13 protein-coding genes and 7 pseudogenes are annotated in these 16,320 nt (G+C 58.9%); 6 read left to right on the top strand and 14 right to left on the bottom strand.

The window, feature by feature from the left end:
- Positions 1-307: 307 nt before the first annotated feature.
- From NKH29_RS29790 to NKH29_RS29815, 6 genes and pseudogenes are all read right to left on the bottom strand, one after another.
- Positions 308-673 carry an enoyl-CoA hydratase-related protein gene (locus tag NKH29_RS29790; RefSeq protein ID WP_353001211.1) on the bottom strand — a complete coding sequence of 122 codons (366 nt, stop codon included), beginning with the start codon at positions 671-673 and terminating at the stop codon, positions 308-310.
- A 130-nt stretch (positions 674-803) separates the two neighbouring features.
- Positions 804-965 (bottom strand): hypothetical protein, encoded by a 162-nt coding sequence (locus NKH29_RS29795; protein ID WP_353001212.1) that lies wholly within the window; start codon positions 963-965, stop codon positions 804-806.
- Positions 962-3,142, bottom strand: a complete 2,181-nt coding sequence (locus tag NKH29_RS29800) for an acetate--CoA ligase family protein (protein WP_353001213.1) — start codon at positions 3,140-3,142, stop codon at positions 962-964. The genes NKH29_RS29795 and NKH29_RS29800 overlap by 4 nt, the downstream gene beginning before the upstream one ends.
- 2 nt (positions 3,143-3,144) lie before the next feature.
- A complete protein-coding gene (locus NKH29_RS29805) occupies positions 3,145-3,924 on the bottom strand; it encodes an enoyl-CoA hydratase/isomerase family protein (RefSeq protein WP_353001214.1) in 780 nt (259 codons plus the stop codon).
- A gap of 505 nt (positions 3,925-4,429) precedes the next feature.
- Positions 4,430-4,573: a hypothetical protein gene (locus NKH29_RS29810; RefSeq protein WP_353001215.1), complete on the bottom strand. Its 144-nt coding sequence runs from the start codon at positions 4,571-4,573 to the stop codon at positions 4,430-4,432.
- A gap of 19 nt (positions 4,574-4,592) precedes the next feature.
- A pseudogene (locus NKH29_RS29815) lies at positions 4,593-5,395 on the bottom strand (IS5 family transposase); the annotation flags it as partial.
- Between the two features lie 261 nt (positions 5,396-5,656).
- Here NKH29_RS29815 and NKH29_RS29820 point away from each other — a divergent pair.
- Both NKH29_RS29820 and NKH29_RS29825 read left to right on the top strand, forming a co-directional pair.
- On the top strand, positions 5,657-6,622 hold the full coding sequence (locus NKH29_RS29820) for a MurR/RpiR family transcriptional regulator (protein ID WP_353001216.1): 966 nt from the start codon (positions 5,657-5,659) through the stop codon (positions 6,620-6,622).
- A 1,058-nt stretch (positions 6,623-7,680) separates the two neighbouring features.
- Positions 7,681-8,028: a transposase gene (locus NKH29_RS29825; protein ID WP_353001218.1), complete on the top strand. Its 348-nt coding sequence runs from the start codon at positions 7,681-7,683 to the stop codon at positions 8,026-8,028.
- Between the two features lie 37 nt (positions 8,029-8,065).
- Here the strand turns inward: NKH29_RS29825 and NKH29_RS29830 are convergent.
- Positions 8,066-8,498 (bottom strand): annotated as a pseudogene (locus tag NKH29_RS29830) (transposase); the annotation flags it as partial.
- Between the two features lie 3 nt (positions 8,499-8,501).
- On the opposite strand from NKH29_RS29830, the pseudogene NKH29_RS29835 reads away from it, so the two are divergent.
- Together NKH29_RS29835 and NKH29_RS29840 are read left to right on the top strand one after the other, a co-directional pair.
- Positions 8,502-9,680: pseudogene (locus NKH29_RS29835) on the top strand (ISNCY family transposase); the annotation flags it as partial.
- A gap of 204 nt (positions 9,681-9,884) precedes the next feature.
- Positions 9,885-10,036 (top strand): annotated as a pseudogene (locus NKH29_RS29840) (transposase); the annotation flags it as partial.
- A 183-nt stretch (positions 10,037-10,219) separates the two neighbouring features.
- Here the strand turns inward: NKH29_RS29840 and NKH29_RS32755 are convergent.
- Positions 10,220-10,337, bottom strand: a pseudogene (locus NKH29_RS32755) (IS110 family transposase); the annotation flags it as partial.
- A gap of 134 nt (positions 10,338-10,471) precedes the next feature.
- On the opposite strand from NKH29_RS32755, the pseudogene NKH29_RS29850 reads away from it, so the two are divergent.
- Positions 10,472-10,604 (top strand): annotated as a pseudogene (locus NKH29_RS29850) (IS66 family transposase); the annotation flags it as partial.
- A gap of 3 nt (positions 10,605-10,607) precedes the next feature.
- Here the strand turns inward: NKH29_RS29850 and NKH29_RS29855 are convergent.
- From NKH29_RS29855 to NKH29_RS29880, 6 genes and pseudogenes are all read right to left on the bottom strand, one after another.
- The gene (locus NKH29_RS29855; RefSeq protein WP_353001227.1) at positions 10,608-10,766 is read right to left on the bottom strand and encodes a hypothetical protein; all 159 of its coding nucleotides are present in this window, start codon (positions 10,764-10,766) and stop codon (positions 10,608-10,610) included.
- A 127-nt stretch (positions 10,767-10,893) separates the two neighbouring features.
- The gene (locus NKH29_RS29860) at positions 10,894-11,526 is read right to left on the bottom strand and encodes a transposase (RefSeq protein WP_353001219.1); all 633 of its coding nucleotides are present in this window, start codon (positions 11,524-11,526) and stop codon (positions 10,894-10,896) included.
- Positions 11,527-11,700: 174 nt separating this feature from the next.
- The gene (locus NKH29_RS29865) at positions 11,701-12,216 is read right to left on the bottom strand and encodes a recombinase family protein (RefSeq protein WP_353001221.1); all 516 of its coding nucleotides are present in this window, start codon (positions 12,214-12,216) and stop codon (positions 11,701-11,703) included.
- Between the two features lie 325 nt (positions 12,217-12,541).
- Positions 12,542-12,928, bottom strand: coding sequence for a hypothetical protein (locus NKH29_RS29870; RefSeq protein ID WP_502911318.1), 387 nt, complete (start codon positions 12,926-12,928; stop codon positions 12,542-12,544).
- 427 nt (positions 12,929-13,355) lie between these two features.
- Positions 13,356-13,724: a tyrosine-type recombinase/integrase gene (locus NKH29_RS29875; RefSeq protein ID WP_353001224.1), complete on the bottom strand. Its 369-nt coding sequence runs from the start codon at positions 13,722-13,724 to the stop codon at positions 13,356-13,358.
- A pseudogene (locus NKH29_RS29880) lies at positions 13,724-13,992 on the bottom strand (IS5/IS1182 family transposase); the annotation flags it as partial. The pseudogene NKH29_RS29880 and the gene NKH29_RS29875, both read right to left, overlap by 1 nt.
- A gap of 436 nt (positions 13,993-14,428) precedes the next feature.
- Between NKH29_RS29880 and NKH29_RS29885 the strand changes: the two are divergent.
- A complete protein-coding gene (locus NKH29_RS29885) occupies positions 14,429-15,841 on the top strand; it encodes a hypothetical protein (protein WP_353001225.1) in 1,413 nt (470 codons plus the stop codon).
- Positions 15,842-16,320: the final 479 nt, after the last annotated feature.

Consider the following 16,320-nt stretch of genomic DNA (forward strand, 5'->3'; position numbering starts at 1 on the left):
GTCGTCCACCACAGCTGCCTTGAGTCGGAACTCTCAGTAAGCGCCCCCTGTGTCCGTTCAGTTTGCGAGATCACGGGCGCACACATGCAAGTTGCTGGAGGTTGCAACGTTGGCAGGACGCCCGAATCGCCGGGACGAGAGGCACTGCACACCCCTCGCCGGTGCAATCAGCGCCCTTGAAACTGGGGAGCGCGCTTGTGCAGAAAGGCCTCCACCGCCTCGAGATGGTCCGAAGCATTGTGGCGAAGGCCTTGCGAGACCGCGCTGAGGTCGAGGAAATCAGGTAAGTCCAACCGCCGCGCAGCCTTCAGCAGCCGCTTGACGAGCCGAAGTGCCTGAGGAGAGGAGGTTTGCCGGCAATGGTTGCGGCAAGCTGCAGCGCTTGCGCTCGCAATTCGTATGCTGCTGCGATATCGAGTACGATCCCTAGACGTAGAGCCTCTTCGGCGCGCACCAGACGTCCCGTAAAAATCAGCTCCGCTGCTCTTTGGGGACCGAGCAGATCCTGCAGGAACCAAGCGCCGCCATCTGCCGGAACGATTCCGAGATTGACGAACGTCGAGCCGAATACCGCGTCATCATTCGCAATATAGCACATCGTAGCGTGATCAAAGCCCGCTCCGATCACGGCGCCGTTGACGGCGGCAATGGTAAGCACTTCCAGGCAGTGCATGCGAGCGCGATTCGCTGGATTCCGCGGCGGTAGCGATCTTGCACCTCAAAGACATTCCCGGCGAAGCTTCCTCTACCATCCCGCATGTCCTTGACGTTGCCGCTGGCGGAAAAAGCCTTGCCAGCTCCCGTCAATACCAATACCAAACGGCCGCGTCACCATTGATCCAGTCGACCGTCCGCACGATACGTCGATCAGGACCGTTGCGGACGTCGTCACGGTCGAGCACGAGCATGGCGACGCGGTCGCTAACGTCGTGTTTTGAGTTGATGAGTTTTGGCAGATCGGTCATGCGTCAATTCCTTGCTTCTCTACTGACCGCGCGGTGAGAAGGACGCGAACATCTAAGACGGCCAAACCGTCGGAATACGCAAGGATTGGATTGAGGTCGAGTTCATCAATTTCCGGGTAGGCTTCAACGAAATCCGAGATACTCACCATGAAATCTGCGAGCGCGCCTCGATCAACCGGCGCTCCCCCACGCACACCATCGAGAACCGCCTGCGCCTTAATTTCATCCAACATCGTGAAGGCATCATTGCGCGAGATCGGGAGCGCGCGAAACACAACATCCCTAAGAACTTCGACGAGAACCCCACCAACTCCGAACATCATGACGGGGCCGTATACGGCTTCGCGCACTACGCCGACGATAACCTCAACGCCCCCCTTCGCTGCCATCGGAGTGACTAGGACACCGGCAATATTCGGATTGGTTACTGCAGCCTTGGCATTGGCTACAATCTCAAAGAAGCCGCGGTGCACTGATGCCACGTCGGCGACATTGAGTTTGACTCCGCCGACTTCTGTTTTGTGCAGTATATCGCGAGATACAATTTTCATCGCAACCGGCTGCGCGCCAACACGGAGAAAAGCCTCTTCGGCCTCTTTTGCGTTCACAGCCAGCAAAGCCGGGGCGAGATTCAGGCCGAAGTCGCGCAGACTGGCTCGCGCTTCGTGCTCCAAAACTACCCGTCTGCCCTCTGCTCTGCATCGCGCAAGAAACTGCTCAAAGATTTTCCCGTGCTGCGCTTGCTTTGGCGGCGGCGCGGCAAAGGCGCGGCCCACCTCACCGTGCTCCGCTAGAGCCTGCATGCATCGCACGGCAGTTTCCAGGGAGCTGTGCACTGGGATGCCTGCACCGCGCATCTCGAGGAGGGGCAACGGCCGCTGATCTGCCTGAAGCGCACAGTACAGGCTGTGGACCACTATGGGCTTGCCGAACCGGTGTGGCATTGCGCCAATGAGGTTCGTGGCATCGATTTCTGCTGCGAGCAGGTCTTGTGAGAAACGGACCGCGTAACCACCATAGAGACCTGATATTAGAAGTCCGTCCACCATCGGATCCTGCAAGAGAATCTCGGCGCAAGCGGCAAAAACAGATGGGTCCGAATCCGTACCCCCAGCTACGTCGACAGGGTTAATAACCGACGCGGCCTGAGGAAGTTCTGCCGCCAGCCGCCGCCGCGTGTCTTCGCTCAGAGGAGCGAGCGCCAGACCGCGCTCAGATAAGGCGTCGGCTGCAATTGTCGCGTGGCCTCCGCCATCCGCGAGGATGGCGAGGCGGCGCGAGCGCAGGGGGGGCAGCAACGATAGGGCCTCCGCGATCGGCAGGATCTCGTCGGACCGATGTGCAAGGATTGCGCCGGCTTGCCTCAGCACGCCTTCGCTGACGGCATATTCGCCAGCCAAAGCGCCGGTATGAGACTTCGCGGAAATGCGTCCGGCACTTGTGCGACCCGATTTGTAAATAACAACTGGTTTCTCCCGCGAGATCCGCCTTAAGGCGTTTAAAAAGCGGCAGCCGTCTTTCAGTCCTTCAACGTAGGCGATCACCACGTTGGTATTGGGATCGGCCGCAAAGTAGTCGAGATACTCGTCGAAGCGGATATCAGCCTCGTTACCTATCCCCACATAAGTGCTCACACCTATATGCCCGTTGGCTTGGGCTTCGGTGACGAGTGACAGAGCCATGTTGCCGGACTGGGACAAAAGGCCAATGTTGCCCTTCCGCAGGTCCGAAAAGCCGACGAGATTGCAGGCTTTGTGAGTATTAAATAGGCCCGAGGTATTTGGCCCGATGATCCTCACCCCACCGGCGCGCGCGGCCGCTAGCACTTCATCCTGGAGCCGCTTGCCGCTGTCTCCAGCCTCTCCAAAGCCACCCGCCAGAACCACTGCACCGCGCACTACTTTTGTGGCGCATTCGGTGATGACTGAAGCAACGGTCGCCGCGGGAGTGCAGACCAGCGCAAGGTCGACTGGCCCCGGCAGGCTGCCCAGATCGGGTAGACACCTAATGCCGCAGATTTCACTTTCTTTCGGATTGATCGGATAGATTTCCCCCGCATAGCCGCCATCTAGGAGTTTCCTGATCGACCGATATCCGCGCTTGGCCGGATTCTTGGATGCGCCGATAATTGCGATTGAGTTCGGGGATAGAATGTCAGCCAGTTCGTTCGACGACACCATCATTCCCCCCGGAAGACCGGCGAACGCTTCTCGGCGAAGGCGTTGACACCTTCCTGCCAATCACGCGTTGTCGAACAAAACGTCATACCCTCAAGCTCGGCGGTAAGCGAAGCTTCGAACGTACCGTCAGCGGCGGACGCCAACTGCTCTTTCGCAAGCTGCATGGAGAATGGCGCCTTTTTCGATAGTTCGCCTGCGAGGGTGCGGACCCGTTCAGCGAAGTCTTCGTCGGGGACACAGTTTGAAGCTAGCCCGATCCGGACCGCTTCCGCTCCATCGATCTGCCGGCTTAGGAAGAGTAGCTCACGCGCCTTTGCCAGGCCAACAAGTCGCGGAAGGATGTGTGTGACTCCGCCGCCGAGGAATGCGCCCAGGCCGATTTCGGGAAGTCCGATCCGCGCCGATGCAGCCATGACAATAAAATCACAAGCGAGTGCTATCTCGGCACCGGCGCCAAGCGCATAACCGTTCACCGCGGCAATGACAGGCTTCGGGTGGGAGACCAGACGACGACACACCCTTTGTTCGCTCATCAGATATTGTCGCCTGTCGAATGCCGTACGACCGGCCTTGTGTTCCTTCAAATCGGCGCCAACGCAAAACGCCCGCCCTACTCCGGTTAGGACGATGACGCGCACGTTTTTGTCTTTTTCAGATCGATCCAGAGCTACCAGGACTTCGTCGTATAATTTCTGCACCACTGCGTTCAGCCGGTGCGGACGATTCAGACGAATTTCGGCGATGCTGTCCTGGATTTCGTAGGTAACTGTTTGAAACATCAAGTCCTTCCTATGACCCGCTAGACGGGATTGTAACCGCTGGGCACGATAACAGAGGCGATTTAATTTGCAACATCTGTTTCATAAATCGTATAGGTGAACCATGTGAATCACAGATGGCTCCGAGCGGTGGAGATATCGCCGCGCCGAAGCAGCGCAACACGAAGATTCCGGCAGTAGACATCGCCATTCCCGCCCTGGTATCAGAACCACATCGCCATCGACCTCAGGTTAGACCTGATCCGCATGTGGCTGACGATGGGCCCCGGAGCCTATGAAGGCACCTAGCAGGCTTCTCTGATTGGGGTCGGTGAGGCGCACACTTCTGGTTGTGAATCCTGAAGGAGGGAAATAGCCTTGAAGCATTATTCACCCCATCTGTTGAAAAAGTATCGCGCTTGGCCTTGAGGATGGCCTCATCGACGTTGTGGTAGGTGAATGTGATCTCGATCGAGCCGTCGTCGAGCAGTTCGGCCTAGGGTCGCCTATAACTTCGTCCATCTCGTCACATCCAGCCTATGTGAAGTGAACCATCAAGGGCGATCTTGCCATCGTTGTCGCCATCGATGGTGATCATGGCGGGACCGCCGAGGTTCAGGTAGCTGCGATCCCACAGATCGGCTTCGACGATGCGCCAGCGGCTGATCAACTGGCAGCTGCGGGCGCAGTCATGTCGGCACCGCGATGCGCCTGCGCAGCCGCACCAGGTTGCAGGCGGCAGCCGCGAAGGTGAAGGTCCATCCGACGCGATCGCGGCCGCGCAACTTGATCTTCGCCTGTCAGGCGACCGTCTTGATCCAGCCGAACGTCTCCTCGGTCCGCTTGCGAATACAACTGGCTGACGGCATAGCCGCCGTGTCGGGTCGTGCGGCGATCGGTCGCCGAACTTCGCCTGTTCGTGTTCTGCGCCACGTGCGGCGTCACCTTCATCGAGCGCAACTCATTGATGAAGTCCTCCGCGTCGTAGGCCTTATCGGCACCGAGCGTGATCGCCCGAGGCCGGTCGGCGCGGCTCGATCATGTGCAATGCCGCCACTCGCTCGGCATGTCCGTCGGCCAGCGTCAGGCAGGTGTCGACCAGCAGGCCCGGCGGTTCTCCATCAGCCCATGCCCGATGAAGCACAGCCTGGTCTCCTTCCCCTGGCATCCGGATTGGTGGTCGAAGCATGCGTGTCGTTCGACCGCTTCTGGCCATGAAAGTCCGCTTCGGCGTTGCGCCCACCGCCTTGCGCCGGTGGCTCGTCCGAACCGTCCTTCGCTTTGACGCTCTCCACCGAGGTCCAGCCCTCGATCAGCGTGCCGTCAACCGAGAAGTGCTGCGCCGACAAAAGCTTCTTCACCTTGGCCCGCCAGCACCGCCAGGAACTTTTGCCGCGATGTCCCCTTCCAGCAGCCGGTCACGATTCTTCGTGAACACTGAATGGTTCCATGCCGCATCGTCGATGCCGATGCCGACGAACCAGCGGAAGATCCGAAATGGAGTTGATCGAAGTACAAGCGTTTTCGGCGCACTCCACGGTCGTTTTTCCCGGCGACTACAAGGGAGCCCTGCCCTACGGAAGTGAGCTTATGCCTAAATCTCGTCTCAAACCGGGGATCGGCTCGCCACGAGCAGGTCCTGAAACTTAGATTGTGGAGGAAGCAACCGCGGCACTCGCATCAGCCCGAAAAAATCACTTGTCTGAGCAATGCAACATGTTGCAGATGCTAACATGCACGCTAGATGTAAATGATGGCTGACGGACCTTTTACGGAGCGATTGATCGAAGACATCGACGCCATGTCGAAGCAGTTCCAATTGGCAGCGCGCTATATTATTGACCAACCCCACGACGTCGCGCTGCTGTCTATGCGCGATCAGGCGCGTCTGGCTGGCGTTCTGCCGGCCACCATGACACGAGTGGCCAAGCATCTTGGCCTCACAGGATACGACGAGCTTCGCCAAATCTATGCTGAGGCGGTTCGCAGCGGCGATTTCGGATTCGCTGGGAAGGCCGACGCGCAAGCGGCTGCTCAAAAACTCAAAGGCGACCACGGCCTGGCTCGCGAAATTCTGCTGGCGCAAGCGGCCCAGATTGGGCAGCTGGCCGAGTCGTCTCAACTGGATGCAATAGTATCAACCGCAAGGCGCCTTGCGAACGCCAAGAGTGTCTTTTGCATCGGCTTAAGGTCGAGCCACGCGATCGCTTGGCATCTTCACTACATTCTGTCCATGATTGGGGACAAGTCGGTTATACTTGAAGCGATCGGCGGCACCGGTTCGGACGCATTGTCCCGCGCCGGTCGCAACGACGTGCTCTTCGCAACAAGCGTGTTCCCCTACACACGCGTCACCGTCGAGATTGCCGAATGTGCGCATCAGCATGGCATCCCGATCGTCGCCATCACCGACAGCTTGGTAGCTCCGCTCGCCCGCGTTGCGGACGATGTCGTTCTTGTCCAGACGAAAAGTCCCTCCTTTTTTCATACAATGACCCCGGCGTTCGCGGTTGCTGAAGTGCTTGGCGCGTTGATCGCCGGACATCGCACGGATGCAGCAGGTAACGCTCTACTCCGGTTCGATGCTCACCTTGCGGATTTCAACACACATTTGAAATCGAGAGCTTGGGCTCTACACCTCCGCTCGCCCCCGTCGACCTCTTCTACGACAGCGAAATCAGGTAAGAAACGCAAAGCGAGAGTTCCAAATCGGGACTGATGTTGTCGCGTTGCAAGCTGCATCTGGCATTGCCTCCCTCTACGCAAGCTATCTCGTGACGAGGCGCTCTGCGCGCTCACGGCGGCACAAGATCCTTGTGCTCGCCGACATCGTCGTCAGCGCATGTCGACAAAGGCGTGCCGTCAATCTCGCCGATCTGATCTGAACCCTGACAAATGCATCGTTCGAAAGTAGTTTCCGCGGTAACATCCCCCTGGCTTGGAGGAAGCGGTAGACGATGAAGGCATAGAAGTACTCGGACGCGCAGAAGACGGTCATTCTGAAGGCAAACGTGGCTGCACGTGTGCAGGATTATTCAATGGAATTTCGGTCCTTACCCATGAAGAAATCTCTCAATTTGGATGAACGGAATCGCTCGGCATGGGGCAAGGCGTCCAGGATGCGAGAACGGCTGCAGCGCAACAGATTATGAGTGGCGAGGGGAGCTCGTAGCAGGTGACAGTGGAGGATGCGACGCCCTTCTGGATCGCTTCACCCACATCATGGCACCGAGGAACTCACGCATTCGCTCTGCGGATCGCTTAAGAGTTGGTCGGGCGGTGCCGTATTCGACGATCTTGCCGGCGCAGAAGAAACAGACTCGGTCATGCTCGGTGCCGAGCTGGCGGACGACGTTGAGCACCCCTCGATCAACTCTGGGTCGAGCGCCGAGGTCACCCCGCGGGACGTGAGCCGAGCCATTCCGCTGATGCGTTGAACCATGTCTCGTCAAAGACAATCATGCTCCGGGCAGTACCCTATCAACTCCATAGATGCTTGAAGCCAGAGACGCGATTAGACAACTCCATCGGTAGGCTAGAGCGTCGGACATTCAGGTTGAATCGAAGGATTTCGCTGATGTCGGGTTTGTGTTTCACTTCCTTATGGAGGCGATTTGTAAGCGCCCGGTAACGGCCGGTAACGGCCGGTGACGACCGCCTTCCCGGGCGAGGTTCGGATCGGATAGCGATCGCGCTCTGGACGTCTGACGATAGCGTCCACGAGCGAGGCTTAAGGGACCGATCGCGACGGATGCAGTGGCTGGCCAAGTTTCTGGGATGGCGCGCGCCCGCCGACGCAAGTCATACACTCTCGAAGAGAAGCAGCGGCTGGTTGCCGAGAGCTGTAAATCAGGGTCGTCGGTGTCGCTGGTGGCGCGGCGGCACGATGTCAATGGGAACCTGTTGTTCACGAGGCGCCGGCAGATGCGCACGCCGACGTCGGCGGCTTCGCCGCTGGAATTGGTCCCCGTCGAAGTTATCAGCAGCGCGTCGGCTGCCTCACCAGCCGCGCCGGCCGGGGCGGAACAGCGCGGCATGCTTGAGATCGTCTTGGTGGCGGTGTGCGCGTGCGGGTGGACGCCGCGGTCAGCGAGGCAGCGTTGCGGCGGGTGCTGTCGGCTCTGAAGGCGGTGGCATGATCGCGCCCGGGTCTGGGGTGCGGGACTGTCTCCCCGGTCGATCGTTCGCCGGGAGCGAGGCCAAGATAACCCATGAGCTGGCGCGGGCTCTCCAACCGCTGTACGTCACCAACCTCGGTGGCGAATGTCACGGCAACGATCAGCTCTACGCCCCTCAGGGTCTGCAGCGCCCGCACTATCGGCGCCAGTGACCAGGTCGGAACGAACTCCTCGATCACACCCTCAAGTCGCTCGACCCGCTCTTTCGAGACGCGGACTGCTTCAACTATTTCCTGAAGTGCGATGATCGAACGGTTGTTCCTGCAGCCAGCGCAGATAGCGCATCGACCAGCCTTTCCTGCGAGGATAGATCCGTCCGTGCTTGAGCATCAAGGCGCTCACATGCTGCCGGTAGACGCGAAGCGTCTCGACTGCGGCCGCCCGTGCGCGGACGAGATCCCGCATGGCTAGGGTCCCACACATGGCGTCAAGGAAACCGGTCGCGCGGGCCTGCCGGCGGAAGCAGTGCTGCGCTGCGCGCTGCTTAAGCAATGCCGCCAGTTGAGTTATCAGGAACTGGCCTTCCATCTGGAAGACTCCGCCTCGTTCCGGGCCTTTGCCCGGCTGCCGTGGGGGTGGAGCCCGAAGAAGTCGGTGCTGCATAAGACGATCAGCGCCATACGGGCCGAAACCTGGAAGACATCAATCGAGTGCTCCTGACGAGCGCCCGCCAGCACAGGGTCGAAACCGGCAGCGTCATGCGGCTCGACAGCACCGTCACCGCGGCGCTGAACCACGAGCCGAGCGACAGCAGCCTATTGTGGGATGCCGTGCGGGTGATTTGTTGCAGCAGGCGGATGCACTTGACAGCGCCATACTATGGCACCATCATTGCCGCGCGGCGAAGAGGCGGGCCCGGACGATCAAGTATGCCCGCGGCCGCCCCAAACGGGTCAAGCCTACCGCGAGCTGCTCAAGATCACCCGCAAAACCCTGGCCTAAGTCGAGCAGGCGGCGCAGTTGCCCCTGGCGGGGAGGCCGGCCGGCGAACTGTGGCAGGCCCAGATCCGCCACTACCGGCCGCTGATTGAACAGATCATCGCCCATACAGAGCGGCGGGTCCTGACCGGCGAGGCGGTGTAGGCCGGCGACAAGCTGGTCAGCTTGTTCGAGCCGCATGCGACATCATCGTCAAGGGCAGCCGCGACGTCGATTATGGCCACAAGCTCAATTTGACCACCGGGCGAAGCGGGCTGATTCTTGACCTCGTCATCGAAACCGGAAACCCGGCCGACAGCGAGCGGTTCTTGCCGATGCTTGAGCGCCACATCGCCTTCTACGACCAGGCGCCGCGGCAGGCGGCGGCCGATGCGGATATGCCAGCCGCGAAAATCTGCGCCGGGCCAAGGCCTGCGGTGTGCGCGACATGGCCTTCCACAGAAGAGCGGCCTCAAGGTCGAAGACATGGTCAAAAGCAGCTGGGTCTATCGAAAGCTGCGCAACTTCCGCGCCGGCATCGAGGCCGGCATCTCCTGCCTGAAACGTGCCTACGGCTTGGGGCGCTGCACCTGGCGCGGGCTCGGCCACTTCAAGACCTATGTCTGGTCCTCTGTGGTGGCTTACAATCTCGCACTCTTCACCCGCCTCAAACCGGTCTGACGCCACTCATCGGGGCGCGCTCAGTGGGCTCGCCGGCGGGCGCCGGCCGATACCCTATGCTGGCATGGCCGCTGCAAATGCTCTCGCTCGCGATCTGCACGCCTCGTGCCATCACGCGCTGCCAAGCAGCACCGGTTGCGCGGCCAAACGACCCTTGAACCTCAGAAAAACCGGCCTTTATGGACGCGCACTAGACTAAAAGCCCGCATCATCCTGCGCGCTGATTCCGGTTTTGCGCGCGAGGAGCTGATGGGCTGGTGCGAGATCAACCGCGTCGACTACGTCTTCGGGCTCGCCCGCAACGAACGGCTGGAAACCAAGATCGCCCGGCCCTCGAGGAAGCCTGTCTGGTCTCCTGGAATGAGTAATACCGTATGTCCGCCTCTGCCGGTGAGGTGGCTCGCCCTACACTGCGCGTCCGAGGGTTGCTTCGGGCGGTCCGAGCCGATCCTCATCACAGGAGGTCGAGCCGTGGCAGATTACAGGGGAGCATTTGTCGGAATTGATGTCGCGAAGCTGAAAAACGCCATCGCGATTGCGGACGCCAGGCTTCCTCGGGATCAGCGACGGGGCGACATCCATGCATTCATGGGCGAGCGAATGGATCAGCCGATAGAGACCATAGCCGGTCGGGCCGGCCTTGTAACAAAAATTCACCCGGCCGAACTTGTGGCGATCCGCTGGATAACTCGGCGCATGCTCGTCTCCGATGCGTCGACCTCGCCCAAGAAGCGAACCTCTCCCTCCCGGCCAGCGTTCCTGGGAATCCCAGACTGTTAAATCCTCACCACGAACTGGAACGCTATCTGACGGACGGTCGCATCGAGATCGACTCCAACATCGTGGAGCGCGCGTCAGGTCCAGACAATTACAAACAGCCTCTTCGCCGGCAGCGACGGCGGTGCGATATACTACTCATCTGTCGATCTATAAATTAAGGACATTTTGACGCGGATCATGAGACGCCGGACGCCGTGACCGCCGCGCATTACGCCGAACGGCATCATTCTCGATATCCGAGAGGTGAATGATCCAGGGTGCACCATTGCATAGTTGATTCGCTGCCGACGTGCCGCGGTTGACCATGCGACGAACTGTCGACGGGCTGACCTGGAGGATCCCCGCGGCTTCGTCGAGCGTTGCTTCGCCACGCTCCGCACGTTCGCCGTCCCGGTATGGCGCAATGCCATGGGTGTTGCGAAGACTGCACACCCTACTTACGCGTCCAGCTATTGTCCTTCCCTGTCCTTTTGCCGGCGCGATTGAGGATGGCGGCGATGGACAGATCCGACATCTGGCGGGCCAGTACCCGAACAAGATCAAGGGTATCGCCTTCGATCGTCCAGCGGGTTTGCCCGACCTTGTTCTTCTTCACGATGAGACGTGTGTGATCGCCACCTTGCCAATGGATGATGAGCGCCAGACTATCGTCCACGACATCAACGATGATCTCCTTGACCAACAAGCGAATGATCTTCTTGCGCGTCTCGTTCGAAGCGCCCGGACTGTCCCATTCCCGGGCGAGGTCGTTCCCGAGAGCCATCAGCCTTGCACGATCGTCGGTGGAGACCGTTGGTGCTTGCAGCGGGGCCAAGCGGTCCAGCTCCTCCTCAAGCTCGGCCAGGTGGGTCAGCTTCTCGTTCCAGCGTCGCTCGAGTTCACCGGCGACAAGCCGGTTCTCGGGATCGACCGCATTGTATCGGCGGCGTGCACGCTCCACCTCGTACCGGGCCTGCCGGCAAGCATTCTCGACCTGCTGTCGCTTGTCGCTATGCTCCTGGTCTTGCACCTCCATGGCAGCCAGCGCCGCCTTGGGTGTTTCCGCCTTTGCCGCTGTAAGGGACATGCAATCGACGGCCGCAGCGTGCGCAGCGCAATAGGCCTGGCAGCAAGGCTTCTCCGCGGCGGATCGCCCCGCGCCCAAGGTAGCTCTTGCCGTTGGCGTTGTCGGCGATCAAGTGCTGATTCCTCTCGAACTCCTCCAGGAAACATATGCCTCATGGTGGCTGCGGATCAAAAACTACCAGTCCTTCCAGTTCCGGCGCATGCTGTCACGCATAACGCGCTTGCGTCCGCCTTCGATTACAACGCGCGTTCCGCGCCGGCCAAATGCGTAGGCGCCGGCATAGACCGGATTGGTCAGCATGTGGTGGAGCGTGTGATAGACCGGCATCTTCCATTCAATCGCGTGTTTTTCGCGGCCCTGAACGACGGCCGGAACTAGAACTTGCTCCTGCCGGAACCAGAGCAAAACCTGCCGGATCGACTGCAACTCGGCCAACTTGCGGAACACCAGAGCAATGCCCTCCTGGACACGAGGATCCGAATCCTTGTCGAGCTGCCCATCATCCGCTTTGACATAGCCGACAGCCACAGTCAGCAGAAGTTCCCCCCGGCGAGCCTTCTGCCTGAGCGTTTCGATGGAGCGCTGCCGGAACACCGAAAGCTCCATCTCGCTCATCGTGCCCTTCATGCCAAGCAGCAGACGATCGTTGATCAGATGCGGATCGTAGACGCCATCTTCATCTACGATCAATGTCCCGACCAACCCGCAGAACTCAAGCAAGGTGTGCCAGTATGGCCGTTGCGCGCCAGTCGCGTCTCCTCCAGCGAGACGACCGCTCCGACATCTTCGCAGATGGCCCAACAGCTTCTCAAAGCCGGGCCCAGCCGTGCCGGCGCCGGATCAGCCGAGATCGTCATCGACGATTTGCACATCATCCCAACCCAACTGCCGAGCCCGCTCAGCTAGGCCATATTGGCGACGCTGGCTCTCAAGTTGTTTACGACCTGGTAGGACGTTGATTGCCGGATGTAGATGATGGCGCTGCGGCAAAGGTGTTCAGCGGTAGTCTTGCTCATCACCCGCCTCCTTCCTCCGGGATCAACAGTCCGACGCCCTGCACGGACGCTGCTTCGACGAGTAGAGACTGCAACAGCACAACCGCCTTTACGCGTTCCTCGCCCGACATGGTATGATGGGCACAAACAAATCCAGTTGGGTGCGCAGCGGACTCTTCATCGGCATGTCCTCCTCCGGAGATCGAGTCTCTTGGAAGAGAGCCTACGAGATGATCGAGAAGTGCGCGAAGTTCGAGGAGGTGTGTGAGCGAAAGTCGGGGCGCGGCAACGATCGCAACCGAACCGGCCTGTGGGGCGGCAATCCAGTCGGGAAGATGGAAGGTTCCGCCGTGCGGCTGCCGAACCAAAAGGTGGCAGATGCCGTCATGATCATGCTCGCCGACCACCGCAACGGTCTGCCCAACCAACGGATGGAATGGATAGGTGACGACAACGTCGAAGCCGGGATTCCCGGCATTATGACGCTGCTTCGGACGGCGGTGGACGAACTTGGGCGACCGTGGCCCCACTTCTGCAAACGGCCAAAATGAATGGCGATCGACACCCGCAGACTCATGTGTGGACAGCCCACGTTGAGCAAAAAGACTCTAACAATGGCAATACTGAACCGGTCAGGTTCATTCAGGTGTTCGGCCGTTTTTGTGCGGCCTCCGGAAGATGGCCATGATGGTGTCGGTGGATCGGGCCCTCACCAAGCTGCAGCGCTGCGATACACGTTGAATCACTCAGGTTCTCGCGATCCCCGGCTTGACCGGATCTGCATCACTGATGTCGTTCTCTCCATGCCCAAACTGGATGTCGCACTACCATCGGTTACCCTCGAGCCATTGACGTCGCCGGCCGCCCCACAAGTAAATAGGCAGGCACTGCTTCGCCGGCCGGCTCCATCAGGGGTAGGAAGGAATAGGCTTTAGTCTTGGTGTGCCGGATGCGGATCGATTCCGCCCGCCAGTTGATGTCCTCAAGCCGGAGGTTGCAGATCTCGCTCGACCTTGGGCCATAGGTCGCGAGCAGTTGCAGGATCGCATGCTCCCTCAACCGCCTCGGTGTCGTGTCCATTCTCACGGCCTTCAGAACGGCGGCAGCCTGATCTCGCTCCAGGATCGAGGGCACCCCCTCGAAAAGCGGGGTCCTGACAGACCAGCATGGCCGGCCGCAAAAGTTCGCTCGACCATCCATCATTGCGGCAGTACTTCGATCCCTCTGGCCGTGTCAGAGCGCTTGATGAGTTCGATAGTCCACCTGCCCAGATCGGCCAGAGCCTCCGTTAGTCTTTCTCCTGCCCGCCACCGGCGAATAGATGACGCAGCCACGGGTAAAGCTGTCGAATGGTCTCCGATCACGGCAACTGCCCATCCCTGTCCTGGATGTCGGCCCCATGTACCGTCGACCCAACCAAGTGCCCTTCCATGTCGGCAATAATATGGCGCTTGCCGTCTTTGACATTCTTACGTCATAAAATTTAATATTTGGTCCATTGTGACATTTCCGAAAAGATGGCGAAATCTAAATTTAATTGGAAAGTTACTGTATAATTTGCTGTGATTTGATAGATCTTTGTCAACGTAGGCCTACTGAAGCAGTTGCACAGAGCCGCATCTTTTGGAACGCTCAAACTTCGGTGTGCAGCGCCTGTCCATGTGTGTACGCACACATTCATCTAGAGATGGCACGCTCATGCGGCAATGGCGGAGATCTACTTCCAGCAATCCGGATGGGAAGAGCGAAATGGAACACGAGGCCTTTTCAAGAAATGCGATAAGGCTCCGCCGTTGAATAAAATAGCCGAATTTTTTTCGGCAACCGCTGCGGGACGATCAAGAGTTCCGATCATAACGCTGGGCATTGATGCAACATGATAGTCCAAGAAACATCGGATATATGCAATGAATTCGTTATCTCCAAGGGCGGTCGCCGAAGCGTTGGTTTGGCTCAAACCGTACATTTCGCGGTACTCGACACTTCCGACGCATGCGTATGCGCATGCCGTCTATGACGCGAAACCAGCCGCTGCAGATCCTGTCCGCATGCACGCTCTGGAGCAAATTGAACTGCTACTTGCAGATCGCGCGCTACTTTTGGGTTATCGGCACCAGCAGATCGAAAAGCTCCGTAAGCAGCTTCGCAGCCGACCCGTCATTCAGACCGGCCCACATTGTAATCTGGTTTTTGAACCCGATGCGTTCTATACTCATATCTTTAGTGCCATAGGGCTTCGTGCCCATGAAGACAGCTGGTATGTGTCCTATTCGGCTTCGACCGTAAAATTCACTGAACGCGCGAAGAAAGGACCAGGTTGGTTGCGAGTCGGTGATAGAACCCTCAATGTCTTCGGTTTGTCACGCAGCAAAATGGATCCATTCAGTATTTGCGGTCGGCATTCGCCACAGCGGTTTGCTCTGACGAATTCCGGAGAGACTGCTGATGCGAGCCAATTGGTCGAGCATTTGCAAAAGGCCCTGCCAGATGGTGAGTTTCGCTCGGCCGCCGAGGCTATCAAGGCAGCCAATCGGAGCCTCTGGCACCGCTTCTTCGCATCGAACCTACAGTTACTGCAAATTGACGATCTGGACGTGGCGGAACTTGTTGCCCAGCATCTTCGCGATCCGTCGTCGTGGCTTTCGTTAACGCTGTTTGGAGCAGGCTCTTTTGCGAAGAGGCTGCTTACTCATTTCAAGTCGTTTAATTGCGGCCAATGGGGCGGTTGGACGAAGACAACCACTGATTTCTTTTGGCATTTGGCAGGAGGGCGCGTCTTTCCCCTGCGATTGGACGGCGGCCTGCTGTTGAATGCAAACGGGACCTTCTCGCTACGATGCGCACCTGACGCGCTCGTCCGGTCCTTGAATGGGGGTGAGATCATACCCAGTCTGTTTCTGTCATTTTTGGTCACGTCGATACTTCCTGGACTGCGGGCGCTCGGCGGTAATAGCCAGATTGTCTACTATCCAATTATGCGCCATGCGTTGTTGTCTGCCCTCGCCGACTTTCCGTCACCTGCAAATCGTAGCTTAACCGCCTCGCTAGGATCCGACTGCGAGCCGTGTATGTGGGGGCATCGCACGATCTCACCTGGCCCCATCGATCCGTTTAGTCTGTTTGCCCAGTCTGGTACGTCGTGTTTTGAGCAGTTGATCGACGCCTATGGCGCGATGCCTTTGAGCGAGGCATGGGGCAGCTTACCAGCATTCACCGGCGATCCTAGTTGGCAAGCGCTGTGCGAGCGGCTTGCAAAAGACGCAGCATTCGAGGATCGCCCAACATGGCTCGTTGGCGCTCAGCCGCAAGATCAGATGTAGCTCGTGTTTCGCGTTGTTCTGTCTACTTGCCGTCCCGGTACCAGCGCAGCGACATGCAGGGTACATATACGACGAAGGCCGCATGACTGGTGACAGCGAGTCCGCGCGGCGGCGTTGCGAATGTCAGATCGACCTGCTGATCGGCGGGCTTGTCGGGGTCGCGCAGGCGCTTCTATTGCCAGGGCGGTATTTCGACGTGGAATAATACCAAGAGTCATGGGATTTGACCGATATGGGCCCACTCCCGCATTCCGAATGAAGTGATGGCATCGGAGACGGCGAGGAGTTTGTGCCAAGCTGCGTATTCCGATGAAGCCGGCCATCGATTCCGATTTGAAGCCGGCCAGTCATTCCGATTTCATTCCGGCCGGTGTTCCGATTTGAAGCCGGCCATTTTTCGGACTGATCCTGGGTCTCGTAGATGTTTGGATTGGGTTTCGTTTCAGGTCAAGCTTGGGCTGTTTCAGAGGCTCTTGGCG

It is taken from the genome of Mesorhizobium sp. M1295 (assembly GCF_040318135.1).
Classification (GTDB): Bacteria; Pseudomonadota; Alphaproteobacteria; order Rhizobiales; family Rhizobiaceae; genus Mesorhizobium.